The sequence below is a fragment of the Variovorax sp. P4_D9 genome, assembly GCF_056401695.1.
In genome coordinates this window covers 1-1,016 of the sequence record NZ_JBFUIU010001558.1, presented here as the reverse complement: position 1 = coordinate 1,016, position 1,016 = coordinate 1, and the positions used below count along the sequence as shown (strand labels likewise).

Below are 1,016 nucleotides of genomic sequence, written 5' to 3'. Positions count from 1 at the left end.
GCACAGAGCGAGGGCGCGGAATGGGGTCATGGGGAAGTCGCCGGACGCGAGCAGGTTGCGAAGCCAGCCAGTATCGCCAACCGGTGTCGGCGTCCCGCGCATTTGTTCACGCTTGCCCAGCGCCTGCCAGTCCAGCGGCGCCGATCACGGAAGTGGAACCCTGACTTGAACCACGCCGAGCGACGGAATGGGCCAGGGCGGTTGCATGAGCCCCGTTCAAGGCCGCCTCGTCGGTGTGCCTGACCAAGCATGCGAACATCACCGAGTTCAGCCTCGTCTCAGCGCGGCAGATGCCACGTCGATCGACGGGCTCGATGAAGTTCATCGTGATGTTCCCTGCGGTGCTTTTTGGACGTTTGATATGGACAGCACGTCAACGGCGTGTCATCGTTCGCTGAGGGCAGACGCCTCGCTACTCCCCGWGGGTTCGGGTGGGSGGGGGGTGCACGGAACGAGGTCATCCAACAATGAAACGCCGGGAGTTATTCCGAACACTCGCTGCCGGTCTCCTCGGCGCTGCCTTCGGCATTCATGCGCAACAGTCGCCGCCAAGGATGGCTCGGGTCGGATTCGTGAACGATGTGCTGTTGGGTCCGACCCCCGAATCAGTTCTCGACGCGTTTAAGCAGGGCCTTCGCGAACGCGGTTGGGTGGAGGGCAAGAACTTGACCCTTGTATTCCGATACGCTGAGACGCCGGAGCAGAGGCCGCAAATCAGCGCCGAACTGGCAGGGCTCCATCTCGATGTGATCGTCGCCACGTCTGCAGCCGCCTTCGCGTTCGGAGACATTCCGTCCGACCTCGCCGCCAAGCAGAAGCATTGGTCGCCGATTAGAACAACGCCTATCGTCTTCGCGGCTGTCTCGGATCCGGTCGCCGCGGGGATGGTCAAGAGTCTCGCCCGACCGGGTGGCAACATGACGGGTCTGTCGTATCAAGGCATTGACCTGAATCCGAAGAGGCTCGAACTGCTGAAGGAGGCGGTGCCGAGCCTCTCACGAGTAGCTGTCCTCGCT

Annotated in this window: 1 protein-coding gene; it reads left to right on the top strand. The window is 62.4% G+C overall.

Annotated features, from left to right (window positions below; all coding sequences use genetic code 11):
• Positions 1-572: 572 nt before the first annotated feature.
• The coding region (locus AC1DY5_RS56875) for an ABC transporter substrate binding protein (RefSeq protein WP_478122913.1) at positions 573-1,016 on the top strand (444 nt) is incomplete at its 3' end.